The organism is Pseudomonas sp. I2 (assembly GCF_040984075.1).
Lineage (GTDB): Bacteria > Pseudomonadota > Gammaproteobacteria > Pseudomonadales > Pseudomonadaceae > Aquipseudomonas > Aquipseudomonas guariconensis_B.
Window position 1 is genome coordinate 1 of record NZ_JBCGFQ010000039.1, and the last position, 21386, is coordinate 21386.

Genomic DNA, 21386 nt, shown 5'->3' on the forward strand with positions numbered 1-21386 from the left:
GTTCTGGCCTATTCGCGGCGGTTCGGCGCGAATAGGCCAGAACTGACACCCCGCCTTACTGGGCCGCCTTGATCGCCGCACCCAGTTGCCGGGCCGCCTTGGCCGGATCGGCCTTGGGGTCGTTGAGGAAGTTGGTGACCACGTCGAAGATGGCCCCCTGCACCGCCAGCGACGAGGCCATGTTGTGCGCCATGCTCGGCTGCAGGCCTTCGCCTTTTCCGGCCTCCTGGAAGTCCTTCTGCGACTGCTGGGTGCAGGCGTCGAACGGGCTCATGTCCATGCCCTGGCGCACCGGCAGCGAGCCCTTGGCCTGGTTGAAGGCGGTCTGGAAGGCCGGTTCCAGGGCGACCTTGGCCAGGTCGGCCTGGGCCTTGATGTCGTTGTCGTCCTTGAGCTTGAACATCGCCAGGGAGTCGATGTTGTAGGTGAAACTGCCCTGGGTGCCTGGGAACGGCACGCACTGGTAGTCCTTGCCGGCGACCTTGTGGGCTGCGGTCCATTCGCTCTTGGCCCAGTCGCCCATGATCTGCATGCCGGCCTTGCCGTTGATGACCTCGGCGGCGGCGATGTTCCAGTCGCGGCCGGCGCGGTTGGGGTCCATGTAGCTACCCAGGCGCTGCAGGACCTTGAAGGTCTCGACCATCTTGTCGCCGGTGAGGGTCTGCGGGTCCAGCTCGACGAACGCCTTGTGGTAACCCTCGGGGCCGAGGATGCTCAGCACCAGGCTCTCGAACACGGTGCTGTCCTGCCATGGCTGACCGCCATGGGCCAGGGGCTGGAAGCCGGCGGCCTTGAGCTTGTCGGCGGCGGCGAACAGCTCGTCCAGGGTGGTCGGCACCTTGGCGCCGGCCTTGTCGAACACCTGCGGGTTGACCCACAGCCAGTTCACCCGGTGGATGTTCACCGGCACCGCGACGTAGTGGTCGTCGTATTTCCAGATGTGGGTCAGCTTGGCCGGCAGCAGTTGATCCCACTGGTTGGCCTCGGCCACCTCGTCCAGCTCGGTGAGCAGGCCCAGGGCGCCCCATTCCTGGATGTCCGGCCCCTTGATCTGCGCGGCGGCCGGCGGGTTGCCCGCCACGGCGCGGCTCTTGAGCACGGTCATGGCCGCGGCACCACCGCCACCGGCCACGGCATTGTCCTTCCAGGTGAAGCCGTCCTGCTCGATCTGCTCCTTGAGGGTCTTGACCGCCGCGGCTTCACCGCCCGAGGTCCACCAGTGCAGGACTTCGACGGTGCCGTTGTTGGCAGCGATGGCAGAAAGGGGCATGAGCGAAGCGAGGGAAACGACAGCGGCGAGACGGGTGATCGCATTCATCGTGAAAACCTTTCTTGTTGTTATGCAGGTGCAAGCTGAGGCTTGCGCTTGCCCCGAAGTCTAACCAGCACACCGGCGCCGCCAGGTAACGAAGGGATGCGCGAATGTCACCGAACCGTGACATTCGCCGCTCAGTCGGCCGTGCGCGGCAAGCTCAAGGTGACCCGCAGGCCACCCTGGCGCAGGTTCAGCAGGCTCACCTCGCCACCGTGGCTGTGGGCGATGTTGCGCGCGATCCCCAACCCCAGACCGTAGCCCTGCTGCTGCCCGGCCAGGCGAAAATGCGGCTCGAACACCTGCTCCAGGCGCTGCTCAGGCACCCCGGGCCCCTGGTCGTCCACTTGCAGGACGAACCCGGTGGCGCTGTCGAGGATGCGCAGGTGCGCCCGCTCGCCGTACTTGATGGCGTTGTCGATCAGGTTGCCGATGCAACGGCGCAAGGCCAGCGGCTTGCCCGGATAAGGCGCCAGGGCGCGGCCCTCGACGGTGATGCGGCCATCGCCCAGGTAGGGCTCGGCGAGGATCTCCAGGACCTGGTTGAGGTCGATCGGCTCGATGTTCTCGTGGATGTCGGTGTCCTTCACGCACTGCAGCGCGCCCTTGACCAGCAGCTCCAGCTCGTCGAGGTCGCGGCTGAACTTGGCCTGCATCCGCTCGTCGTCGAGCAGCTCGACCCGCAGGCGCAGGCGCGTGATCGGCGTGCGCAGGTCGTGGGAGATGGCGCTGAACAACTGGCTGCGCTCGGTCAGGTAGCGACTGATGCGCTCACGCATGCTGTTGAAAGCGCGCCCCACGTCGGCCACCTCGCTGCCACCGCCTTCGGTCACCGGCGCCACGTCCGCCCCCAGCGACATCTCCCGCGCCGCCCGCGCCAGGCGCTTGAGCGGGCGGCTCTGCCAATGCACCAGCAGGCCGATGAACAGCAGCAGCAAGGCCGTGGTCAGGGCGATGAAGCCGATCTGCTGGCGTGGCAGCCGCTCGGCCTCCAGGCCCGTGTAGGGCTCCGGCAGCAACGAGGCGATGTACAGCCACTCGCCCTCGTCCAGGCGGATCTGCGTCACCAGCACCGGCGGGTTGAGCGGCTCCAGGGTCAGCGAGTAGTGCGCCCAGGAGCGCGGCAACTCGTCGAGCCTCAGGCCGCTGTTGAAGATGCGCAGCTCCTGGGGGCTGACGAACGCCACGCTGATCTCCACCTGCTGACCGAGGCGCTCGTGCAACACCTCCTGGAAGACCTCGATCACCGCCCGCTTGCGCGGCGTGACCGGCAGCAGCGGCATGTCCAGGGGCTTTTCGTTGAGCGAGACGAAGAAGCGCGTCCCGCCCATGCTGCGCAACTGGTCGAGGATCATCGGCCGGTAGGCCACCGGCAACGAGCGGAAGTAACTGACACTCGCGCTCATGGAGTGGGCCAGGCTGCGGGCGCTGGCCTGCAGGCCCTGCAACTGGCTGGCACGCAGCTGCGACACCCAGATCAGGCTCGACAGCCCTTGCGCCAGCAGGACCACCAGCAGGGTCAGCAGCAGCATGCGCCCGAGCAGCGAGCGCGGCAGCAGGCGCCAGCGCCGTTCAGCAGGCCGCGCAGACATGGGCCGCCAGCAGGTAGCCGCTGCCGCGCACGGTGCGGATCAGGCGTGGTGGCTTGTCGGTGTCGCGCAGCCGCTGGCGCAGGCGGCTGACCGCCATGTCGACGATGCGATCCAGGGGCATCGGCTCGCGGCCGCGGGTGGCATTGCCGATGGTGTCGCGGTCGAGGATCTGCTGCGGATGGTCGAGGAACAGCTTGAGCAGGGCGAAGTCGGCGCCGGAGAGGATCACCTCCTCGCCATCACGGTGGAACAGGCGATGGCTGATGGTGTCCAGGCGCCAGTCGTCGAAGGCCAGCACGGCACCGGCCGGCGCGGCCTGGGCGAATTCGGTACGACGCAACAGGGCCTTGATCCGCGCCTGCAGCTCGCGGGGGCTGAAGGGTTTGCCGAGGTAGTCGTCGGCCCCCAGCTCCAGGCCGATGACCCGGTCGGTCTCGTCGGAACTGGCGGTCAGCATGATGATCGGCACCCGTGCCTGGCGCGGGTGCTGGCGCACCCAGCGGCACAGGCTGAAGCCGTCCTCGTCGGGCAGCATCACGTCGAGGATCACCAGGTCGCAAGGCTGGCTGTCCAGTGCCTGGCGAAAGCCCTGGCCATCGGCCGCGGCGTGGACCTGGAAGCCGGCCCGGCTCAGGTAGGTTTGCAGCAGTTCACGGATCTCCTGGTCGTCGTCGACCATCAGGATCGATTTTCCGGCAGTGCTCACAACGTCCCATCCTCTGGTTGGCGCGGGTCTTCATGCCCGCTGTTGTCGGGGCTGCTGTGCAGCCCGCTTGAATCAGTCCTGCAATGCCTGCTGCAACGCCACCCCGGCACCGAGCAACCCGGAGAACTCCGCCGTCACCAGCCATACCGGCAGCCCTTCGAAATACCCGCTCATGCAGCCCTTGTCGGCAAAGCTTGCAGCGAACCCGCTGTGCAGGAACAGCTCGGCAAAGCGCGGGATCACGCCGCCGACGATATAGACCCCGCCCCGCGCCCCGAGGGTGAGCACATTGTTGCCCGCCACCCGGCCAAGAAAGCGGCAGAACTGCTCGATCACCGCCATCGCCCGTGGCTCGCCGCCCAGGGCGGCATCGGTGATCTGCGCCGGGGTCTTGTGCCGTGGCGTATCGCCGTCCAGGGCGCAGATGGCCTGGTACAGGCGCACCAGGCCGCCACCACTGAGCACGGTCTCGGCGCTGACATGGCCGATCTGCCGGTGGATCTGCTGGTGGATCGCCGCCTCGCGGGTATTGCCCACCGGCAGGTCGACGTGCCCGCCCTCCCCCGGCAGCGCCAGCCAGCGCTGTTCATCCAGGCGCAACAGGGTGCCCACGCCCAGGCCGGTACCAGGGCCGATGACCAGCGCCGGACGCGCAGGGTCCGCCTCGCCCGGGCAGACCTGGCGGTATTCGCCGTCCTGCAGGCGGGTCATGCCCAGGGCCATGGCGGAAAAATCGTTGAGCAACAGCAAGCGCTCGACCTGCAGCGCCTGGCAGAAGGCACGGCGGCTCAAGCGCCAGTGGTTGTTGGTGAAGCGGAACTCGTCGCCATCCACCGGCCCGGCCACCGCCAGGCACACCGCCGCCAGAGCGCCACGGCCGATGCCCTGCTCGGCAAGGTAGGCCTCGATGGCCTGTTCGGGGCGGGTGTAGTCGGCAGTCGCCAGCACCTGCACGGCATGCAGCCGGTTGTCGCGCCACAGGGCGAAACGGGCATTGGTGCCGCCGATGTCACCGACCAGCAAGGCCTTCATTTGAGGTTCTCCAGGGCCGAGGTGAAGGCGCTGGCGCCCTGCTCGGCCGGGCTGAACGCCATGCGCATGAAGCCGAACAGCTCGCGGCCACAGCCCAGATCGTTGCCCCGGGGTGGCTCGGGCAACTCGCGGGTGGCCATTTCCTCGGCCGGTACCATGACCTGCAGCGTGCCTTCGACACCGTCGACCCGCACGATATCACCATCGCGCACCCGTGCCAGCGGGCCGCCGTCATAGGCTTCCGGGCAGACATGGATGGCCGCCGGGATCTTGCCCGAGGCGCCAGACATACGCCCGTCGGTGACCAGCGCCACCTTGTAGCCACGGTCCTGCAGCACGCCGAGGAACGGCGTCAGCTTGTGCAGCTCGGGCATGCCGTTGCAGCGTGGCCCCTGGAAACGCACCACGGCGACGAAGTCGCGCTCCAGCTCCCCGGCCTTGAAGGCATCGGCCAGGGACTGCTGGTCGTGGAACACCCGCGCCGGCGCCTGCACCACCTGATGCTCGGGCGCCACGGCGGAAACCTTCATGACCCCACGGCCCAGGTTGCCCGCCATCACCCGCAGGCCACCTTCGGCCGAGAACGGCCGGGCCACCGGCCGCAGGATGTTCTCGTCGAGGCTTTGCGCCGGCCCTTCGCGCCAGACCAGCTTGCCGTCCTCGAGAAACGGCTCCTGGGTATAGCGGCGCAGGCCATGGCCGGCCACGGTGTTGACGTCCTCGTGCAGGAGCCCGGCGTCGAGCAGTTCGCGGATCAGGAAGGCCATGCCGCCGGCGGCCTGGAAGTGGTTGATGTCGGCCTTGCCGTTGGGATAGACGTGGGACAGGGTCGGCACCACCTCGGAGAGGTCCGCCATGTCCTGCCAGGTCAGCTGGATGCCGGCGGCCTGGGCGATCGCCGGGATGTGCAGGGTGTGGTTGGTCGAACCACCGGTGGCATGCAGGGCGACGATGGCGTTGACCAACGCCTTCTCGTCGACGATCTCGCCCAGGGGCATGAAGCTGCCGCTGGCCTTGGTCATGCGCGTGACCTGCTGCGCCGCCTCGGCGGTCAGGGCATCGCGCAGCGGCGTGTAAGGGTTGACGAACGAGGCGCCCGGCAGGTGCAGGCCCATCACTTCCATGACCAGCTGGTTGGTGTTGGCGGTGCCGTAGAAGGTGCAGGTGCCGGGGCTGTGGTAGGACTTCATCTCCGACTCGAGCAGTTCCTCGCGGCTGGCCTTGCCCTCGGCGTAGCGCTGGCGCACGTCGGCCTTCTGCTTGTTGGAGATCCCCGAGGGCATCGGCCCGCCAGGGACGAAGATGGTCGGCAGGTGACCGAAGCGCAGCGCCCCCATCATCAGGCCGGGGACGATCTTGTCGCAGATGCCCAGCATCAGCGCGGCGTCGAACATGTTGTGCGACAGGGCGACGGCGGTGGACATGGCGATCACTTCGCGGCTGGCGATGGCCAGCTCCATGCCCGGCTCGCCCTGGGTCACGCCATCGCACATGGCCGGCACGCCACCGGCGAACTGGCCGACCGAACCGATCTCGCGCAGGGCCTGCTTGATCAGTTCGGGGAAGTGCAGGTACGGCTGGTGGGCCGAGAGCATGTCGTTGTAGGCCGAGACGATGGCCACGTTGGCGGCGTTCATCATCCGCAGGGCCTGCTTGTCCTGGGTGCCGCAGCCGGCCACGCCGTGGGCGAAGTTGGCGCACTGCAGGCCGGCGCGCATCGGTCCGTCGCTGGCAGCGCCGCGAATCAGCTCCAGGTAGCGTTCACGGGTGGGACGGCTGCGTTCGACCAACCGTTCGGTGACCTCAAGGATGCGCGGATGCATGTACTGGACTCCAGGCTAACAGTGGGGGTGGTCTCACAGGGCATTTCCCCTTCAAACGATTGCGACCTAGGCTCAAGGAAAAGGTGCCTGAGGCAATCGAGGGAAGGCTGGCCCAACCACTCGTTGTAGGTTTAAACAAAATACTGCCATCAAAAAGGCTTGTTTTCTATCTGTCAGTGAATAATCTTGTAATTCCAACAACAAAACCGTTTCAGTGAAGCTGCTCTTTTTGCCACAGGCTTCACCCGGACCGCCAGAGGTAGTGCCATGACCCTTCGCATCGCCATCAATGGATTCGGCCGCATCGGACGCAACGTCCTGCGCGCACTCTATACCCAAGGCTACCGCCAGGACCTGCAGGTCGTCGCCATCAACGACCTGGGTGACAGCGCCATGAACGCCCACCTGCTCAAGTACGACAGCGTGCATGGGATCTTCGAGGCCGATGTCCAGGCCGATCACGAGAGCCTGACGGTCAATGGCGACCGTATCGCCGTCAGTGCCATCCGCAACCCGGCGGAGCTGCCGTGGAAAGCCGAGGCGGTGGACGTGGTGTTCGAATGCACCGGGCTGTTCACCGAGCGCGCCAAGGCCGCCGCTCACCTGGCCGCCGGAGCCGGCAAGGTGATCGTCTCGGCACCGGCCAAGGGCGCCGATGCCACGGTGGTGTATGGGGTCAACCACGATATCCTGCGCGCCTCGCACCAGGTCATTTCCAATGCTTCCTGCACCACCAACTGCCTGGCGCCGATCGCCCAGGTGCTGCACCGCGAGTTCGGCATCGAGCAGGGCCTGATGACCACCATCCATGCCTACACCAACGACCAGGTGCTCACCGATGTCTATCACGGCGATCCGTACCGTGCACGTTCGGCGACCCAGTCGATGATCCCGAGCAAGACCGGCGCCGCCGAGGCCGTGGGCCTGGTGCTGCCGGAACTGGCCGGCAAGCTCACTGGCATGGCGGTCAGGGTACCGGTGATCAACGTGTCGCTGGTGGACCTGACCGTCAACCTCAAGCGCGAGGCCAGCGCCGAGGAAGTCAACAGCTTGTTCCTCGAGGCCAGCCGGCATTCCCGGGTGCTGGGCTACAACGCCCTGCCGCTGGTGTCGTGCGATTTCAACCACAACCCGCTGTCGTCGATCTTCGATGCCAACCATACCCGGGCCAACGGTCGGATGCTCAAGGTATTGGCCTGGTACGACAACGAATGGGGCTTCTCCAACCGCATGCTGGACAACTGCCTGGCGCTGTGCAACGCCCGCTGATCGCTGGCGGGGTATGGGCAGGGCTGCTTTGCAGCCCATCGCCGGCAAGCCGGCGATGGGGCGCGAAGCGGCCCCAAATGGCCGTTGAGGCCTTGACTCACCGGCATTGGGAAAGCGACGTGTGAGGAGGTGTTGTGTTTGGCACTAAAGGAAACAGTGGGAAGAAGCGGGAAGAAGCTGGAAAAGCCAGGAAAAACGGGAGGTCTAGACGAATCGTCGGTGCCAAATAGGGCGTGATTGAAAAACGACCAATTTTAGGAAATTTGAGTTAAAGAACTGTTTTCGAGCGGGATGTTTGGCACCGACCGCAGCCGGCGTTGCTATCCCTGAAGCGCCCTAGAAGCGGGAGCTGAAACTGCCACGATGACTCACATCCCGTTCGTTTCAGCTGATAAAGCAAACGAACGCCCAGTTCTTTTGTGGTATCCAGCTGGAGCCCTTGATTTTAGAGGGCTCCAGACATACGTCCTGCCTATAGAGGGCGCACCAAAACGAAACTGAACCGCTGTTTAGATCATCCAGCCACCCGCCCACACTATCCGACCCACGACGTGAAAGCTGTCCATCTGATCAGGCCTAACCTTGATTGTCGCGTAAGCCGGATTCGAACTAATAATGTCTACTCCCCCGTCAATCTGGCGCTGTAGCCGCTTTGCGTAAAGCAGGTCATCCAGGCGGATCACATAAAAAGCCTCGCCTTGAAGCGTATTCCGGCTTAAATCGACCATAACCGTATCGCCATCACTAAGCACGGGCTCGTTCGAGTCCCCATCTACTCTCACAGCGGCCAACTGGCTAGGCTCAAGCCCTTTCCGGCGCAAGCTGTGCCTGGTGAAGGCCAGCATTGTAAGAATTCGCGCCCCTTCAAGCCACGCGCCATGTCCTTGGCTGATGCGTGCGTCATACAGCGGGATGTAAGCGTATCGGTCCTCGGAGGAGTCTTGAACATCAGTATCCATCGCGCCGAAAGCAAGCCAGACGGCGTCAACGCCTGAGGCGTTCGCAATTTGGGTGAGTCGGTCAAGGGTTGGATAGGTCTCCCCACTCAGATAACTGCGTATTGCTCCTTCAGACAACCCGCAATCGCGTGCAAATCCGCGCGCACCGGCCCCTTTCATGGCCTCTTTAAGCCTTTCCCTGAAACGTCCGATTCCATTGGCCAGAATCGGATGCTCGTTTTTCGGGTCATCCGATTCGTCCGATAGTCTGTAAGTCATTGATTTTACTGGGCTCACTCAAATTTACGCGCACAATGCTCAGAAAAAAGAATCGGATGCGCTTTTATCCGATTGACCTGCTCGTTTTTTCGCGCAATCATATCCGCAACAGGCAGTTAGACAGCCTAAAAACTCACTCATAAAAACGGATAGACCCATGGACATAACTGACCTGCCTCGCGACGTAGAAGCTCGCTGGGAATGGATCAAATTTCAGCTTCGGGTTCGAGGTTGCTCGCCAGCAGAGCTAGCGCGGCAAATCGGCGTTACAGACCGCGCCATACGGGCGGTTAAGCACGCACCTTATCCACGAATCGAGCGTGAAATCGCGAGCCGTCTCGGCACCACTCCGCAACTGCTCTGGCCGGATCGCTGGGATATGGATGGGAAGCCCCGTAGGCAACGTCCAAATCGCGCGGAAAAAAATCGCCTGAAGCGGACGTTAGAGGATAGCGGTTACGCCGCAGATGCGCACTGCAAAACTGATCTGGAGATTTAGCCATGCTTAAGTGGCTTACTGCACAGGAGCTTGCCGGCATGCCGGGTATGCCGAGCACTGACCGAAATGTGCGGGCGATGGCTGTTCGGGAAGGATGGGTAGGGCAACGTCGCTCAGGCACCAAAGCTATTGAGTATTCGTATTCCTCGCTGCCCTCGAAAACTCAGGCTGCAATCATCTCCAAGGCAGTGTCGGGCCGAGTCTCTGCAGAGGGGACGGAAGTTGCCGTGCCCGAAGCGAGCCCCCCCAAAGCAGCATCTCGCTTAACGGATAAACAAAGGAAGGTGATGTCCGCTCGCCTAGCATTTTGCCGAGAAATAGAACGCGTCTCTGCGCATTTCTCCCAAAAAGCAGCGATCCAAGCGATGGTGACGAACGCGCAGCAAGGTTTGTTGTCACCCTACTTACAAGCGTGTGTAGATGTTGCAAATGACCGGACAACAGAAGGTCGGGGCTTGTCGGAGCGAACACTTAAACGCTGGCTTTCAGTATGGCGCGCGTCTGGACGCGATGAAACTTCGCTAGCACCTTTGCGTCAGCGCGCCAATCTAGAAACACCCGATTGGCTGGCGGCTTTCCTGCGTTGTTACCAGCGCCCCACAAAACCAACTGTTGCCGCGAGCTATGTAGAGTTCAAAAGTGCCTGGAAAGGCGATCTGCCAAGCATCCATGCTGTTCAGCGTTTCCTGAAAAAGCTGTCGCCAGAAGCCTTGAACGTTGGCCGTATGAGTGCACAAGAACTCAAGGCACTTAAACCATTCCGTCGGCGCTCCACGAAGAACCTATTCCCTGGCGATGTGTACACCGCTGATGGACACAAGTTTGACGCAGAAGTCATTAATCCAGTCACCGGCAAACCATATCGCCCCGAGATAACAACAGTCCTGGATGTGGCTACGCGGCGCGTAGTTGGGGTTTCGGTTGGGGAGGCTGAATCGGCGATTGGCGTACTGGATGCTTTGCGTGATGCCATACGTGAGTGCATGTTCTCCATCTTCTATGTCGACAACGGGTCGGGCTTTGCAAACGACACGGTGCGTGAGGTCGTAGACCGCCTCGGCGGAACAATGACCCACTCTTTGCCATACAACAGCCAGGCACGGGGGCTATCGGAGCGAGGCCACCAAACCATATGGGTGCGCGCGGCAAAGAAACTTACCTCGTACATCGGCGCCGACATGGACAAGCACGCGAGCACAAAAGTGCATCGCATCGGGCGCAAGCAACTGCGTGAGACTGGCAGGTCCCGGCTCATTCCAGAGTTCGGCGTGTTCATGGCAGGCCTAGAACAAGAAATCGCTGACTACAACGGCACCCCGCATCGAGGTTTATCGAAGATTCGCGATCTTGAAAGCGGACTGATGCGGCATATGACTCCCGATGAGGCATGGAGATCGGCTATAGCCGAAGGGTGGGAACCAATGCGCGCGTCAAGCGAACTGGTTGAGTCACTGATGCGCCCACAGATTACTAGAACAACGCGGCGAGGCGAAATTGCTTGGGCCGGTAACAACTACTTCATGGCAGATCTCACGGCCTTACATGGGCAAGAAATACGCGTGGCTTACGACGTTAGAGATGCTAGCCAGGTCTGGGCATACACGTTAGACGGCGAATTGATTGGTGCCGCTCAGCTCGACGGAAACAGCACGGATTACATGCCGCGCTCAATGGTTGAAATGGCGCGAGATAAGCGGCAGCAGGGTCAATTCAGCAGGGCTGTTAACAAGCTGGAAACGCTAACAGGGCACCGAGTGGAAATGATAGCACCCACCATTGTGCCGTCTGCGAATTTGCCAACTGAGGCGCTGGAAGAGGCGCGAGAGTATGCGAAAGCGCTGGAACTGCAACAGCCCAAGTTTGTTGTGCCAGGCGACGACGTTGCGAGGTATCGGCTGTGGGTTCGGTTGGATCAGCGCAAGACCGCTGGAGAGGGACTCACCGCAGACGAAGCCAGGTGGCATGAGCGTTATCCAAACCACCCGGACTTCGTTGCGATGAAACAGGTATTTCAACAGCAAGCGGGCTAAGAACGGCCCGTTGTAGGAAGCAGTCGGCGTGCTGCAACACGCCAGACCAACAGGAGAAGCACAGTGAGTTTAACCAAAATCGTTCCGTTGACAAATGTCGGATTGCTGTCAGGCGCTATGAGTCGTGCGCAAGCGCGCCCAACTCATCTGCCTGGACTCGTCGCGATGTACGGCCCAAGCGGGTACGGGAAAAGCCTTGCGGCTGCCTTCGCTGCGAACCAGCACCGCTGCTACTACACCGAATGCCGCGATACCTGGAGCAAGAAAGCATTCCTTTCTGCTGTGCTCAGGGAAATGAGCGTTTTGCCCGGCCGTACTCTCTCGGAGATGGTTGATCAAATCGCAGTTCAGTTGTCCACCTCGCGCCGCCCACTGATTGTCGACGATGTTCAATATCTACTGGACAAAGCTGCAGCCAACGTTTTGACGGATATTTATAACGCCAGCGAAGGCACCATTGTTCTCATTGGTGAAGAGCGCGTGCCGTCCTCGCTTCAGCGGCTGGAACGGTTGCATAACAGAGTATTGGAGTGGGTTCCAGCGCAGGCGGCAACCATCGAAGATATTCGAAACCTTGCTCAAGCGAGCTATCCGGAGATTTCGTTCGGCGATGATCTTTTGGAAGATCTCAGAACGGCGACTAAAGGGTGCCTGCGCCGAGTCGCAGTGAACCTTCACCGCGTTCAATCCGAGGCTTCTGCTGCGATGCTTGATGCCATTGATTTGGCTGAGTGGGGGCAGCGCGGCTGGTTTACCGGCGAAGCTCCTGCACGGAGGGCTTTGTAATGGCCGGCCGCAAAGCGCATCTCGTTGTAACTGGTACGAAAGAGCCTCGCCAACGCATTTGGGAGTCTATTCGAATCCTTGGGGTTGCCTTCTCGATTAATGACATTGCAAGGCGCAGCGGCCAGATGCCTGACGACATCAATCGCTATTTCAAAGCGTTGGTTAAAGCAGGAATCATCAAGGTTATCGGCACCCCACCAGGGAAAGTTGGCCGCGTCTACTCCCTTGTCAAAGATGAGGGCGCAGACCATCCACGTCTAAATGGTAAGGGCGAGCGTACCTATGCCCACCTTGCGACCGAAAATATCTGGCGGACTATCCGAATTCTGAACGGCAACCTTACCGCCGAGGGCGTGACTCAAGCAGCGTCCGTTGGTGGCGCCACTTTGACAGTTATCAAGGTTCGCCAATACCTAAACGCCCTGACCGAAGCTGGCTATCTGGAAAAGACCCAAGTTGACCTGGCGAAACCAGAGATCTATCGACTAGTTCCAGGTAAATACACAGGGCCTCGTCCTCCAGAGATTCGAAAACTCGACTCGCTACAAGTTTATGACCCGAACTTGAGCAAGCTGGTTTACACAAAAACCACCGGCTCGTTTGGTGCTGATCGCAGCCTTATTGAACCAGGGGTCGCGCTGCTTCGCACTCGGGACTTGCTTAACGAGTGGCTGGAGTTGGCTCAAGGCGGCAACGTGATCAAGCCGTCGGCTGATCTTTTGCAGCGCACCCAACTGGAACTTGCTTCCACTGGAGAGTCTGGAGGTCTGCATTGAAAAGGGAAGTGAACCTATCGAACTGGGGAGCCGAGCCACCGCTGTTCGTGCGGCTCCTGGCCAAAGAAGTAACGGCCACAAGCCGCGCTCAAGCTGCAATCCGCATCAACATGAGCCGCACGGCGGTCAGTCTGGTGCTCGATAACAAGTATCCAAGCCCGACTACCGCAGGTGTAGAGCGCCGAGTGATGGAGGTTCTAGGTCGTATCGAATGCGTTGCTATCGGCGACACGCTGACGGTTGAGCAGTGCCAAGGGTTCTATCAGCGCCCGGCGCCCACTCATAACCCGCACGCCATGCAGCACTGGCGTGCCTGTCAGCAGTGCCCTTTTAACCCGAACTGCTCTGGAGGTCGAAATGACTCTGTGCATTAAAGATGGCCAGATAGAAATCCGCGCCCAGGCCAAAGGAATGCTGCGACTGTATCGAGAAGGAAAATGCGTAGGTTTCGCCGCTACCCTTGCTCGGGCGCAGGCGAAAGCAGGTGAGTTGCGGGCTCTTTTTAAGCTTCGCGAAAGTTCGGGCGAAAAACTGGCATTCGAACAGATTACCAAGCCGACCGTTAGTTCCGTAGTGGATGAATCCCCAGTGGTGGCGTCTAGCACACGGGAAACGGCATGGGTGATCGAGGCGTATTGCTGGAATGGGACCAAGTACGCCCCGGTCACGGTGGCTGCCAAATGTGGTGAGGTGGCTGCCAAGGCGCTGTTGTTGGAGCTACAGGACTATCACAAGCCCAAGCCCGAACTCACCGAGCCTGATGCGTTGATGAAATGGCGAGAAGGCCACCCACTCGGGGGCAAGGCGGTGCACGCGAGCCACTTCCGCGCTCGGGAAATCCCAATCCTGCCGGGGGTGCACTGATGCGCACTCGTTGCCCTAACTGCGGAACAACGCTTTCGCTGGATGCGCTGATCGCACACGACGGCGCCCGCGAAGCACTGGGGGTGGCGTTCAAGCTCTCCGGCTCGCTCGGTCACGCCTTGGTGCGCTACCTGGGGCTGTTCCGCCCTGAAACCCGCGAGCTGACCATGGATCGTGTGGCCAAACTCCTCACAGAGTTGTTGCCGGACCTCCAGGCCCAGCGCATCGAGCGCAACGGGCAGGTGTTCGAGGCACCGCCTGAGTGCTGGAGCTGGGCAATCGATCAAGCTCTGGCTGCGCGAGAGTCAGGGCGTCTTGTGACCCCACTCAAGGGGCACGGCTGGTTGTACCAGGTGATGTCGCAATACCAGCCAGGTATGGCTGGTGCTGCGCTGGTTTTGGCACCAGAGGCGAGCCGGAGCCTTTCTGTTCGCCGAGGCAGTCCCAGTCAGACGAACGCGGCCCTCGCCGCGCTGGAGGCGCGCGCCCGTGGGTAAATGGTTGGAGCGTGAAGTAGCGTCGGGGCTGATGGGCTTGATTGCTCTGCGCCTGGACGGAGCGCCGGCCGCAGACACTGTTTCTTCAACGCTCGATATATGGCTGGTCGCGCTCACGAAGGGTAGAGAGTGGGAAGAGCACATCGACGCAGCCCGAATCCGCAAAGCATTCGAGGTGCTTTTTGCAACGTGCGAGCGATGGCCTGCACCCGCTCGGCTCCTCCGTGAGCTGCCGCCACGGACACCAGCCTTGGCCCTGCCAAAGCCGAAGCGAACCGAAGAACAAATCAAGACGGGTAACGCCGCCCTTGACGGGATTATCTCCGGCATGAGGCGAGGCGCACGAGCGAACACCGCTCAGAAAACAGACAGGCAGCTCGACACTGCCAAACAAGAGGCTGAAGCGCTGCTGCAAGAGCTGCAAAGCAGGCCTCTACCTCAACAAATGCGGAGAAACACAACAAATGAACAACGTTCCTGAAGGTTTTCTGAAAGACGCCAAAGGCCACCTGGTTCCGCTGGAGCTGGTTAAGCCAATCGACATGGCACGCAATGACCTGGTGCTTGAGCTGGTGGCAAAGGCGCAGGTGGTATCGGCCACGCTCGCCGCGTTCAAGGCCGCTGCTTTTGGCGACATCAAAGCCTTCGTTGACATGTCGGCTGAGCAGTACAAGACCAAGGTCGGCGGCAAGAAAGGCAACGTCACGCTGATGTCGTTCGATGGCCAATACAAAGTTGTGCTGGCCGCTCAGGACAACATCCGCTTTGACGAGCGCCTGCAAGCCGCCCGCGCCCTGATTGATGAGTGCCTGACCGAGTGGACCCAGGACGCTCGATCCGAGGTGCGCGCCATCGTCAACGAGGCGTTCCGGGCCGACAAGCAAGGCGAAATCAGCACCGGCCGAGTCCTCGCCCTGCGTCGTATGGAAATCAAAGATGCCCGGTGGCAGCGCGCCATGGAGGCCATCGGTGACGCCGTCCAGGTCGTCGGCTCCAAAAGCTACATCCGCGTGTACCAGCGGATCGGTGAGTCGGAGCAGTACGTGCCGATCCCGCTCGACATTGCCAGCGCTTCGCTGACCCCAACCCACTCCGTGCACTGATTCGCCTGCAATCACCACCAATTTTCTGTGAGTAGTAAGAATGGCTAAGTTCCAGATCACCGTAGAAGACAACGAAACCGGCGTATCCATCAGCGTTGATAACCATGCCGAGATGCACGGCAGCGCAGCTGGGCGCGTCGTGGGCGCCATGATGAAGGGCGCAAAACTGCTCGACCGCATCCCGATGCCCATCGTATCCGCAACACCTGGTTGCGACTGCGAGGTGTGTGAAGCCTACCGCGAGTTGCTGCTGTTCAAGCCAACCATCCACTAAGCGAAACCGCCCCGGCCTAGCCGGGGTTGGTCTGCCCGCCGTGGTGGCCGGGTACTGACGAGCAGCCGAGGACAACATGCAACAAGCTGACTGGGATGAGCTGAGAGAGCAGATGGATAGCCCCTACGGGGCCATGAAGTTGAAGTGCGATGACTTCGTGGTGGACCTGGTGCAGATCACTGAGCCAGACAAGAAGAGCTGGGGCACGAATGTCTACGTGAATGGAGAAATCAAAGGCATCTGGCTGAGCTGCGACCATGAAACCGGAGCGACCGAGCATGAAGAAACGCGCCGTTTCTATCGTAAGACCACCCGCAGCCTTTACTCAAAGAAAGAGCTGGAGTGGACGCGAAAAATGTACGGCAAGCGAGCAGCGGACAAGGACGCTGCTCGCAAGTGGATCACCTATGACTGGACCTGGAAGAGCTTCAACTCGCTGAAGAAGCACCTTCAAGCCAACAACACCAGCATCGAGCGCCTGAACTGAGCGGCGACACGCAGATAGGAAATCTCATGGACCGTAACAAGGCCCTGGACAAGATCAAGAAATGCCTGAGGTTGGCCACCAGTGCCAACCCCAACGAGGCGGCGGCAGCGATGCGCCAGGCCAAAGCGCTGATGCAGAAGCACGGTATCGGCCAAGCCGATGTGAACATGGCCGATGTGATGGAGTGCACCGCCGTGGCCGGGTCGAAGAAAACACCGGCGAAGTGGGAGGCGCAACTGGCCAATACCGTATCGAGGGCCTACGCCTGCAAGGTGATCTTTGCTGGTGGTGTCGGGCGCTGGAACTTCATCGGCGAGATGGCCGAACTGGCCGGCTACACCATGACGGTGCTGTTGCGCCAGGTGCGCCAGGCGCGCCGTGACTTCACGCTGAACAAGCTCCAGCGGTGCAAGCAGGCTACCAAGGTGCGGCGCGCTGATGTGTTCTGCGAGGCATGGGTTCATGCCGTGCATGAACAGGTGGCGGCATTCGCAGGCGCCACGCTTTCCCCGGCCGTTGAGCAGTACTTGGCGCACCACTACCCCGACCTGGTGCAGCAGAAGCCTCGGGATCGCAATGCAACCACCCGCCGCAAGGCTGGCGTACGGGCCATAAACGATGCCCTGCATGGCCTGCTGGCTGCGGCTGATGTTCGTCTCAACCACGGCATGACCACGGAGACGCCACTGGCGCTGTCGCAGGTGGCCTCATGAACAGGCGCAACCAACAGCTCAGCAAGATCCACATTGCCAAGAAAGACCTCGGCCTTGATGACGACACCTACCGTGCCCTGTTGAACCGGGTTACAGGCAAGTCGTCTGCCAAGGACTTGAGCCCGCTTCAGGTGGCGAAAGTGCTGCAAGAGTTTGAGCGACTGGGCTGGAAGTCGAAGCAAGGCCGGGGCAAGCCCAAACCTGCTGCGGACAAGGCAAAGCTGGTCGGCAAGATCGAGGCTCAACTGGCCGAGGCTGGCCGGCCGTGGGAGTACGGCGATGGCCTGGCCAAGCGGCTGTACCAGGTTGAACGGCTGGAGTGGCTTGACGCCAAGCAACTGGGTGGCGTCGTCGCCGCTCTGGCCAAGGACGCGAAACGACACGGGAGGCGGCAATGAGCAACGGAGAGTTATTTGACGGTGGGGAGGTCGACAAGCTAGACCCGGACAAGGTACTGGCGCACATGGAGGATGCTGTGGTGCTCGCTCGGTGGCAGGGTACGCTTGTCGAGATGTCCAGCCTTGCCGAAAACCAGCTGTTCCAGGAGCTACCGGACAGAGCGGACGATGTACCCAAGATCGCCCGCGCAGTGGTGTACGCAATCTGCCAGACGATGGGCGGCGCTGTCGTCTACATCCCGCGTGGCGATACATTACGCCGGGCACTGCGAGACGCGGAGATCTTCCGCGAGTGGCGGGACAAGAACGTACGGCCTGACGCACTGGCTCGAAAGTTTGATCTGTCGAGCCAGGCGGTTTATGACATCATTGCTCGACAGCGCGCACTGCATCGACAGCAAGAGCCTGATCTATTCGGTTATCAGGATGCGCCCAAGCGGTTGCACTGACCGCCACCTCAACAAGCCCCGCTCTGCGGGGCTTTTTGCTTAAAGCCCCCGGAAATACAGCGCCCTTGCTGCTCGGGCGAACCTAGCCAGGTCCATTCATCTGGCAGATTCGAACATGCTTGAGCACGCCACCTCTTCAGCGGAATTCGCTCAGCGCGTCATTGACGAGCGCTGCGAGAAGACGCGCCAAAGAATGATCGACGACTGCCCGAGCGAATGGCGTACCGACGTCATCTCACGGGTTGCTGTTCATCGCCGGCAAGTCGCCCTGGACGCCTGCAAAGGTGGCCAGCGCTACAGGTCAACCCCGCCCCGCCCTCCAAAACCAGGTCGCTACATCCCACCGGCACAACGCCGGAACGGTCCAGGCGTAGCCGCAAGCGCTATCGCCGATATCCGTGCCGCCCTCAAACCCACCAAGGAGGTTCATTAATGAGCCGTCTTCCCGGCCGCCTGCGTCTTCGGCGGCCTTATCGAGCACCACGCTTGACCTTCTGGACGTTGATCACCATCGGCCTGCTGATCGGGCTGTACCTCATCGCGCCATCCAAGATTGCGGTCGTTCTGTACAAGGCCGCATTGGTCACGGGTGGCGCAGTGCTGGCCTACTGGATCGACCGCGCGCTGTTCCCGTATGCGCGCCCGGATCAGGTCCGTGCAGCACACCAGCCATGGGCAGGCATCCGCCGTGCGCTGATCGTGCTGGCCTGCGTCCTTGGCCTGACGCTGGGGCTCTGACCATGCGAATCCGTATGTTTGGTCTGGCCCTCTTGGGTGTCTCGATCTTCGGCATTCTGCCCACGGCTCTTGCTGCCGTGCCGGCCGAGGCGCAGCAGTACCGCCGCGACTTGACCCGCATCGCCCAGGCCGAGTGGGGACTGGATGCCCCGGTGGCGACCTTCGCCGCGCAGGTGCACCAGGAATCGCGCTGGAAGTTCAACGCCAAGTCGCCTGTAGGTGCGCAAGGCTTGGGCCAGGTGATGCCCACGACCGCCACCTGGCTTGCCCAGCTATTCCCCGACACGCTGGGCAATGTTGAGCCCTACAACCCCACCTGGTCGCTCATGGCTCTGGTCAGCTATGACCGCTGGTTGGCTGATCGCATCAAGGGCCGCAACGGCTGTGAGCGGCACGCCATGGTGCTGTCCTCCTACAACGGCGGCCTCGGCTGGCTGATCCGTGATCGCAAGCTGGCATCGGCACAAGGCGCCGATCCGCTGGTTTGGTTCGGATCAATCGAGCGGTTCAACGCGGGCCGCTCGGCCGCCGCCTTCAAAGAAAACCGAGGCTACCCACGCCTCATCCTCAAGACCTTTGAAGCCCAATACATCGCCGATGGCTGGGGCGAAGGGGTGTGTTCATGAGTGGAATAAAGCCCGTCGTCGTCTGGCTCCTGGTCCTCGCAGCTGCGGTCGGAGCATTGGCCCTCATCCACAGCCACGGCTACGACCAAGGTTTCGCCTTGGCGAAAGCTCAGGGCGATGCAGCCCTGGATAAGCAGGACAAAGAGCATGAGGCCGAACTGCGCTACATGGCTGAGTCTGCCGTCATCGGCCTGAAGAAAGCCGCAGACGAGCTGATCGCTTCCCAGGCATACGGCAACCAACTGGCGGCGGATCTGGTCGCCAAGCGGGACGAGCTGCGGGCCGTCACCGACAAGCTCAACGGAGAAATTCAACGTGTCACGACCCTCTACCGCCGCGCCCTCAATACGCAGCCTGAGCCGCTGCCTCCTGCTGTCTTCACTGCTGGCTTTGTCCGCGTGTGGAACAGCGCCCTCTTTGGCACCGCAACCGCAGTCGCAGTGCCTTCCTCCGGCTCAACCCCCAGCGGAGCTAATGCGACTGCCGCCGGAGCCTCAGCCGCTGATGACCTGATCGCGGGTGTCACCCGCGCTGACCTGCTGGCCAACCATGTACGCAACAGCGAAGGCTATGCCGACTGCCGTGCCCAGCTCACGAAACTGATCAAATGGAATGTAAGCAATGGACGTAACTGATACCGCCACAGAACTGGAAGAGGCTTTCCGCGAGCGGGCTCTGGCGGCGCGGGCAGCGGGCCGACCCCATTACAGCGGACCTCGCATCACGCACTGTGAAGGCTGCGGCGATGAGATCCCGGCAGCACGCAGCGAGATCCTGCCAGGCGTTGAGCTGTGCGTGAGCTGCCAGGAAGACATCGAACGGGTGGGCGGCCGATGAGCACCATCGAGCTGCCGGTCTGGCAGTTGATTGCTGCCGGGGCAAGCCTGGTGGGGGTGATGGTTGGTCTCCTCAAGCTGCTGTTAGCCGCCATCGAGCGCCGACTGGATCAGCGATTTGCGCTGATGGACGGCCGTTTCGAAGAGCTGGCCAAAGATTCCGACCGGCTGCGCCAGGTCGAACTTGGTCTTGAAAAGTTGCGCGGAGAAATGCCGCTGCACTACGTGCGTCGCGAAGACTTCGTGCGCAACCAAACCGTCATCGAGGCCAAGCTCGACGCACTGGCCCTCAAGCTTGAAAACGTGCAACTCCGGGGAACCCGTCAATGAACATCGACCCAGCAAAGGTGCGCCGCGAATCGCTGCGCTGGTACATCCTGCTCACTCTCAACACTAGCCGCCCTGTTGACCCTCATGAGGCAGTGGTGCTCTCGACCGTCCAAGGCATCTATCCCGACGCAACGGCGCTGGAGCTGCGCCGCGAACTGGATTACCTGGCCGACCGCTTGTTGGTCACGCTGGTGAAATCGCCATCTGGCCCTTGGGTGGCAGGCCTGACCGCTTTGGGCGTTGATATCGCCGAATACACCGTCGATTGCCGCGCTGGCATCGCCCGGCCCGAGAAGTACTGGTAATGCCGCCGCGTAGCAAGGTCGCCGCCCTGCCGCCAGAAGTGAAGTCCTGGCTGGATCAGTCGCTGGTGGAAAATAACTTCGGCGGATACGAGCAGCTATCGGCGGAGCTGGAATTGCGTGGCTACTCCATTGGCAAGAGCGCGCTGCACCGCTACGGCAGCGAGTTCGAGGACAAGCTGGCCGCCCTGAAGATGTCCAGCGAACAGGCCAAGGCCGTTGTCCAGGCCGCGCCGGACGACGAAGGTGCAGTCAACGAAGCGCTGATGCGCCTGGTGCAAGAGCACCTGTTCAAGTTGCTCATGGCCGCTGACGGCAAGATGGACCTGCCCAAGGTGGCCAAGGCCGTTGCCGAGCTGGGGCGGGCGTCTGTCGTCCAGGCGAAATGGAAGACGGAGGTTCGCGCCCGAGCTGAAGCCGCAGCCAACCAGGTCGAGAAGATCGCCAAGAAAGGCGGCCTCAGTGCCAAGACCGTGGACGAGATTCGCCGCGAGATTCTGGGGGTGGCGTCGTGAATGTGATCCATCAATGGAGCGACGAAGACGGCATTTGGATGGATGCCAACGAGCAGAGCCTGGTATCTGCCAGGGCCGCAGGGTGGAAGACCAGGACTGTTGTCGAGCTAGCCGACGCACCGCTGCCTGAGTCCGTGCGTTGTTCGCTTATGAGTCTCATCCGTGATGACGGCTACGCAGCATCGTTCCAGTCGCTTGGGCAATACCGGACA

The 21386-nt window shown here is 61.7% G+C and carries 28 protein-coding genes and 1 other RNA gene; 23 read left to right on the forward strand and 6 right to left on the reverse strand.

Annotation, left to right across the window (positions count from 1 at the left end; translation table 11 throughout):
* Window positions 1-55: 55 nt before the first annotated feature.
* The 5 genes from WCE05_RS18855 to edd all read right to left on the reverse strand — a co-directional run bounded on the left by WCE05_RS18855 (window position 56) and on the right by edd (window position 6465).
* Window positions 56-1318, reverse strand: a complete 1263-nt coding sequence (locus WCE05_RS18855) for an ABC transporter substrate-binding protein (protein ID WP_253101986.1) — start codon at window positions 1316-1318, stop codon at window positions 56-58.
* Between the two features lie 131 nt (window positions 1319-1449).
* Window positions 1450-2904, reverse strand: coding sequence for an ATP-binding protein (locus WCE05_RS18860; RefSeq protein WP_368816307.1), 1455 nt, complete (start codon window positions 2902-2904; stop codon window positions 1450-1452).
* On the reverse strand, window positions 2885-3610 hold the full coding sequence (gene gltR, locus WCE05_RS18865; RefSeq protein ID WP_225787223.1) for a two-component system response regulator GltR: 726 nt from the start codon (window positions 3608-3610) through the stop codon (window positions 2885-2887). The genes WCE05_RS18860 and gltR overlap by 20 nt, the downstream gene beginning before the upstream one ends.
* A 72-nt stretch (window positions 3611-3682) precedes the next feature.
* The gene (locus tag WCE05_RS18870) at window positions 3683-4642 is read right to left on the reverse strand and encodes a glucokinase (RefSeq protein WP_225787222.1); all 960 of its coding nucleotides are present in this window, start codon (window positions 4640-4642) and stop codon (window positions 3683-3685) included.
* Window positions 4639-6465 carry a phosphogluconate dehydratase gene (gene edd / locus WCE05_RS18875; RefSeq protein ID WP_368816308.1) on the reverse strand — a complete coding sequence of 609 codons (1827 nt, stop codon included), beginning with the start codon at window positions 6463-6465 and terminating at the stop codon, window positions 4639-4641. Before edd ends, WCE05_RS18870 begins: the two co-directional genes overlap by 4 nt.
* Window positions 6466-6732: 267 nt before the next feature.
* On the opposite strand from edd, the gene gap reads away from it, so the two are divergent.
* Window positions 6733-7734, forward strand: a complete 1002-nt coding sequence (gap, locus tag WCE05_RS18880; protein ID WP_225787220.1) for a type I glyceraldehyde-3-phosphate dehydrogenase — start codon at window positions 6733-6735, stop codon at window positions 7732-7734.
* A gap of 509 nt (window positions 7735-8243) precedes the next feature.
* Here gap and WCE05_RS18885 read toward each other — a convergent pair.
* Window positions 8244-8951, reverse strand: coding sequence for an XRE family transcriptional regulator (locus WCE05_RS18885; protein WP_368816309.1), 708 nt, complete (start codon window positions 8949-8951; stop codon window positions 8244-8246).
* Between the two features lie 157 nt (window positions 8952-9108).
* On the opposite strand from WCE05_RS18885, the gene WCE05_RS18890 reads away from it, so the two are divergent.
* The 22 genes from WCE05_RS18890 to WCE05_RS18995 all read left to right on the forward strand — a co-directional run bounded on the left by WCE05_RS18890 (window position 9109) and on the right by WCE05_RS18995 (window position 21174).
* Entirely contained in the window at window positions 9109-9450 is a 342-nt protein-coding gene (locus tag WCE05_RS18890; protein ID WP_368816310.1) for a transcriptional regulator, read from the forward strand.
* Between the two features lie 2 nt (window positions 9451-9452).
* Entirely contained in the window at window positions 9453-11480 is a 2028-nt protein-coding gene (locus tag WCE05_RS18895) for a DNA-binding protein (RefSeq protein WP_368816311.1), read from the forward strand.
* Window positions 11481-11543: 63 nt separating this feature from the next.
* Window positions 11544-12266 (forward strand): AAA family ATPase, encoded by a 723-nt coding sequence (locus tag WCE05_RS18900; protein WP_368816312.1) that lies wholly within the window; start codon window positions 11544-11546, stop codon window positions 12264-12266.
* Window positions 12266-13042: a hypothetical protein gene (locus tag WCE05_RS18905; RefSeq protein ID WP_368816313.1), complete on the forward strand. Its 777-nt coding sequence runs from the start codon at window positions 12266-12268 to the stop codon at window positions 13040-13042. Before WCE05_RS18900 ends, WCE05_RS18905 begins: the two co-directional genes overlap by 1 nt.
* Window positions 13039-13416 carry a hypothetical protein gene (locus WCE05_RS18910; protein WP_368816314.1) on the forward strand — a complete coding sequence of 126 codons (378 nt, stop codon included), beginning with the start codon at window positions 13039-13041 and terminating at the stop codon, window positions 13414-13416. The genes WCE05_RS18905 and WCE05_RS18910 overlap by 4 nt, the downstream gene beginning before the upstream one ends.
* Complete coding sequence (locus WCE05_RS18915; RefSeq protein ID WP_368816315.1) at window positions 13400-13906, forward strand: hypothetical protein; 507 nt, start codon at window positions 13400-13402, stop codon at window positions 13904-13906. Before WCE05_RS18910 ends, WCE05_RS18915 begins: the two co-directional genes overlap by 17 nt.
* Window positions 13906-14403, forward strand: coding sequence for a hypothetical protein (locus tag WCE05_RS18920; protein ID WP_368816316.1), 498 nt, complete (start codon window positions 13906-13908; stop codon window positions 14401-14403). Before WCE05_RS18915 ends, WCE05_RS18920 begins: the two co-directional genes overlap by 1 nt.
* Window positions 14396-14884: a hypothetical protein gene (locus WCE05_RS18925; RefSeq protein WP_368816317.1), complete on the forward strand. Its 489-nt coding sequence runs from the start codon at window positions 14396-14398 to the stop codon at window positions 14882-14884. Before WCE05_RS18920 ends, WCE05_RS18925 begins: the two co-directional genes overlap by 8 nt.
* A complete protein-coding gene (locus WCE05_RS18930) occupies window positions 14868-15506 on the forward strand; it encodes a DUF3164 family protein (protein WP_368816318.1) in 639 nt (212 codons plus the stop codon). Before WCE05_RS18925 ends, WCE05_RS18930 begins: the two co-directional genes overlap by 17 nt.
* A 40-nt stretch (window positions 15507-15546) precedes the next feature.
* Entirely contained in the window at window positions 15547-15780 is a 234-nt protein-coding gene (locus WCE05_RS18935) for a hypothetical protein (RefSeq protein WP_368816319.1), read from the forward strand.
* Window positions 15779-15851, forward strand: an RNA gene (locus WCE05_RS18940) — hammerhead ribozyme type II. The genes WCE05_RS18935 and WCE05_RS18940 overlap by 2 nt, the downstream gene beginning before the upstream one ends.
* Window positions 15852-15856: 5 nt before the next feature.
* Window positions 15857-16267: a hypothetical protein gene (locus tag WCE05_RS18945; RefSeq protein ID WP_368816320.1), complete on the forward strand. Its 411-nt coding sequence runs from the start codon at window positions 15857-15859 to the stop codon at window positions 16265-16267.
* 26 nt (window positions 16268-16293) lie between these two features.
* A complete protein-coding gene (locus tag WCE05_RS18950; RefSeq protein WP_368816321.1) occupies window positions 16294-16980 on the forward strand; it encodes a DUF2786 domain-containing protein in 687 nt (228 codons plus the stop codon).
* Window positions 16977-17378 carry a gp16 family protein gene (locus tag WCE05_RS18955; RefSeq protein WP_368816322.1) on the forward strand — a complete coding sequence of 134 codons (402 nt, stop codon included), beginning with the start codon at window positions 16977-16979 and terminating at the stop codon, window positions 17376-17378. The genes WCE05_RS18950 and WCE05_RS18955 overlap by 4 nt, the downstream gene beginning before the upstream one ends.
* Complete coding sequence (locus tag WCE05_RS18960) at window positions 17375-17827, forward strand: Mor transcription activator family protein (protein ID WP_368816323.1); 453 nt, start codon at window positions 17375-17377, stop codon at window positions 17825-17827. Before WCE05_RS18955 ends, WCE05_RS18960 begins: the two co-directional genes overlap by 4 nt.
* A gap of 432 nt (window positions 17828-18259) precedes the next feature.
* Window positions 18260-18565 (forward strand): putative holin, encoded by a 306-nt coding sequence (locus WCE05_RS18965; protein WP_368816324.1) that lies wholly within the window; start codon window positions 18260-18262, stop codon window positions 18563-18565.
* 2 nt (window positions 18566-18567) lie between these two features.
* On the forward strand, window positions 18568-19191 hold the full coding sequence (locus tag WCE05_RS18970) for a transglycosylase SLT domain-containing protein (protein ID WP_368816325.1): 624 nt from the start codon (window positions 18568-18570) through the stop codon (window positions 19189-19191).
* Window positions 19188-19826, forward strand: coding sequence for a DNA-packaging protein (locus WCE05_RS18975; protein ID WP_368816326.1), 639 nt, complete (start codon window positions 19188-19190; stop codon window positions 19824-19826). The genes WCE05_RS18970 and WCE05_RS18975 overlap by 4 nt, the downstream gene beginning before the upstream one ends.
* Entirely contained in the window at window positions 19813-20028 is a 216-nt protein-coding gene (locus WCE05_RS18980; protein ID WP_368816327.1) for a TraR/DksA C4-type zinc finger protein, read from the forward strand. The genes WCE05_RS18975 and WCE05_RS18980 overlap by 14 nt, the downstream gene beginning before the upstream one ends.
* Window positions 20025-20357 carry a hypothetical protein gene (locus WCE05_RS18985; RefSeq protein WP_368816328.1) on the forward strand — a complete coding sequence of 111 codons (333 nt, stop codon included), beginning with the start codon at window positions 20025-20027 and terminating at the stop codon, window positions 20355-20357. The genes WCE05_RS18980 and WCE05_RS18985 overlap by 4 nt, the downstream gene beginning before the upstream one ends.
* Complete coding sequence (locus WCE05_RS18990) at window positions 20354-20662, forward strand: hypothetical protein (protein ID WP_182337083.1); 309 nt, start codon at window positions 20354-20356, stop codon at window positions 20660-20662. Before WCE05_RS18985 ends, WCE05_RS18990 begins: the two co-directional genes overlap by 4 nt.
* Window positions 20662-21174, forward strand: coding sequence for a DUF3486 family protein (locus tag WCE05_RS18995; protein WP_182390536.1), 513 nt, complete (start codon window positions 20662-20664; stop codon window positions 21172-21174). The genes WCE05_RS18990 and WCE05_RS18995 overlap by 1 nt, the downstream gene beginning before the upstream one ends.
* Window positions 21175-21386 lie beyond the last annotated feature (212 nt).

Bases quoted from the DNA above. Each gene is read 5' to 3' on its own strand.
- WCE05_RS18855 (WP_253101986.1), bottom strand. From the start codon at position 1,318: ATGAATGCGATCACCCGTCTCGCCGCTGTCGTTTCCCTCGCTTCGCTC.
- WCE05_RS18960 (WP_368816323.1), top strand. From the start codon at position 17,375: ATGAGCAACGGAGAGTTATTTGACGGTGGGGAGGTCGACAAGCTAGAC.
- WCE05_RS18895 (WP_368816311.1), top strand. From the start codon at position 9,453: ATGCTTAAGTGGCTTACTGCACAGGAGCTTGCCGGCATGCCGGGTATG.
- WCE05_RS18945 (WP_368816320.1), top strand. From the start codon at position 15,857: ATGCAACAAGCTGACTGGGATGAGCTGAGAGAGCAGATGGATAGCCCC.
- WCE05_RS18885 (WP_368816309.1), bottom strand. From the start codon at position 8,951: ATGACTTACAGACTATCGGACGAATCGGATGACCCGAAAAACGAGCAT.
- edd (WP_368816308.1), bottom strand. From the start codon at position 6,465: ATGCATCCGCGCATCCTTGAGGTCACCGAACGGTTGGTCGAACGCAGC.
- WCE05_RS18970 (WP_368816325.1), top strand. From the start codon at position 18,568: ATGCGAATCCGTATGTTTGGTCTGGCCCTCTTGGGTGTCTCGATCTTC.
- WCE05_RS18985 (WP_368816328.1), top strand. From the start codon at position 20,025: ATGAGCACCATCGAGCTGCCGGTCTGGCAGTTGATTGCTGCCGGGGCA.
- WCE05_RS18870 (WP_225787222.1), bottom strand. From the start codon at position 4,642: ATGAAGGCCTTGCTGGTCGGTGACATCGGCGGCACCAATGCCCGTTTC.
- WCE05_RS18980 (WP_368816327.1), top strand. From the start codon at position 19,813: ATGGACGTAACTGATACCGCCACAGAACTGGAAGAGGCTTTCCGCGAG.
- WCE05_RS18860 (WP_368816307.1), bottom strand. From the start codon at position 2,904: ATGTCTGCGCGGCCTGCTGAACGGCGCTGGCGCCTGCTGCCGCGCTCG.
- WCE05_RS18950 (WP_368816321.1), top strand. From the start codon at position 16,294: ATGGACCGTAACAAGGCCCTGGACAAGATCAAGAAATGCCTGAGGTTG.
- WCE05_RS18890 (WP_368816310.1), top strand. From the start codon at position 9,109: ATGGACATAACTGACCTGCCTCGCGACGTAGAAGCTCGCTGGGAATGG.
- gap (WP_225787220.1), top strand. From the start codon at position 6,733: ATGACCCTTCGCATCGCCATCAATGGATTCGGCCGCATCGGACGCAAC.
- WCE05_RS18915 (WP_368816315.1), top strand. From the start codon at position 13,400: ATGACTCTGTGCATTAAAGATGGCCAGATAGAAATCCGCGCCCAGGCC.
- WCE05_RS18995 (WP_182390536.1), top strand. From the start codon at position 20,662: ATGCCGCCGCGTAGCAAGGTCGCCGCCCTGCCGCCAGAAGTGAAGTCC.
- WCE05_RS18955 (WP_368816322.1), top strand. From the start codon at position 16,977: ATGAACAGGCGCAACCAACAGCTCAGCAAGATCCACATTGCCAAGAAA.
- WCE05_RS18965 (WP_368816324.1), top strand. From the start codon at position 18,260: ATGAGCCGTCTTCCCGGCCGCCTGCGTCTTCGGCGGCCTTATCGAGCA.
- WCE05_RS18930 (WP_368816318.1), top strand. From the start codon at position 14,868: ATGAACAACGTTCCTGAAGGTTTTCTGAAAGACGCCAAAGGCCACCTG.
- WCE05_RS18975 (WP_368816326.1), top strand. From the start codon at position 19,188: ATGAGTGGAATAAAGCCCGTCGTCGTCTGGCTCCTGGTCCTCGCAGCT.
- WCE05_RS18990 (WP_182337083.1), top strand. From the start codon at position 20,354: ATGAACATCGACCCAGCAAAGGTGCGCCGCGAATCGCTGCGCTGGTAC.
- WCE05_RS18905 (WP_368816313.1), top strand. From the start codon at position 12,266: ATGGCCGGCCGCAAAGCGCATCTCGTTGTAACTGGTACGAAAGAGCCT.
- WCE05_RS18920 (WP_368816316.1), top strand. From the start codon at position 13,906: ATGCGCACTCGTTGCCCTAACTGCGGAACAACGCTTTCGCTGGATGCG.
- WCE05_RS18935 (WP_368816319.1), top strand. From the start codon at position 15,547: ATGGCTAAGTTCCAGATCACCGTAGAAGACAACGAAACCGGCGTATCC.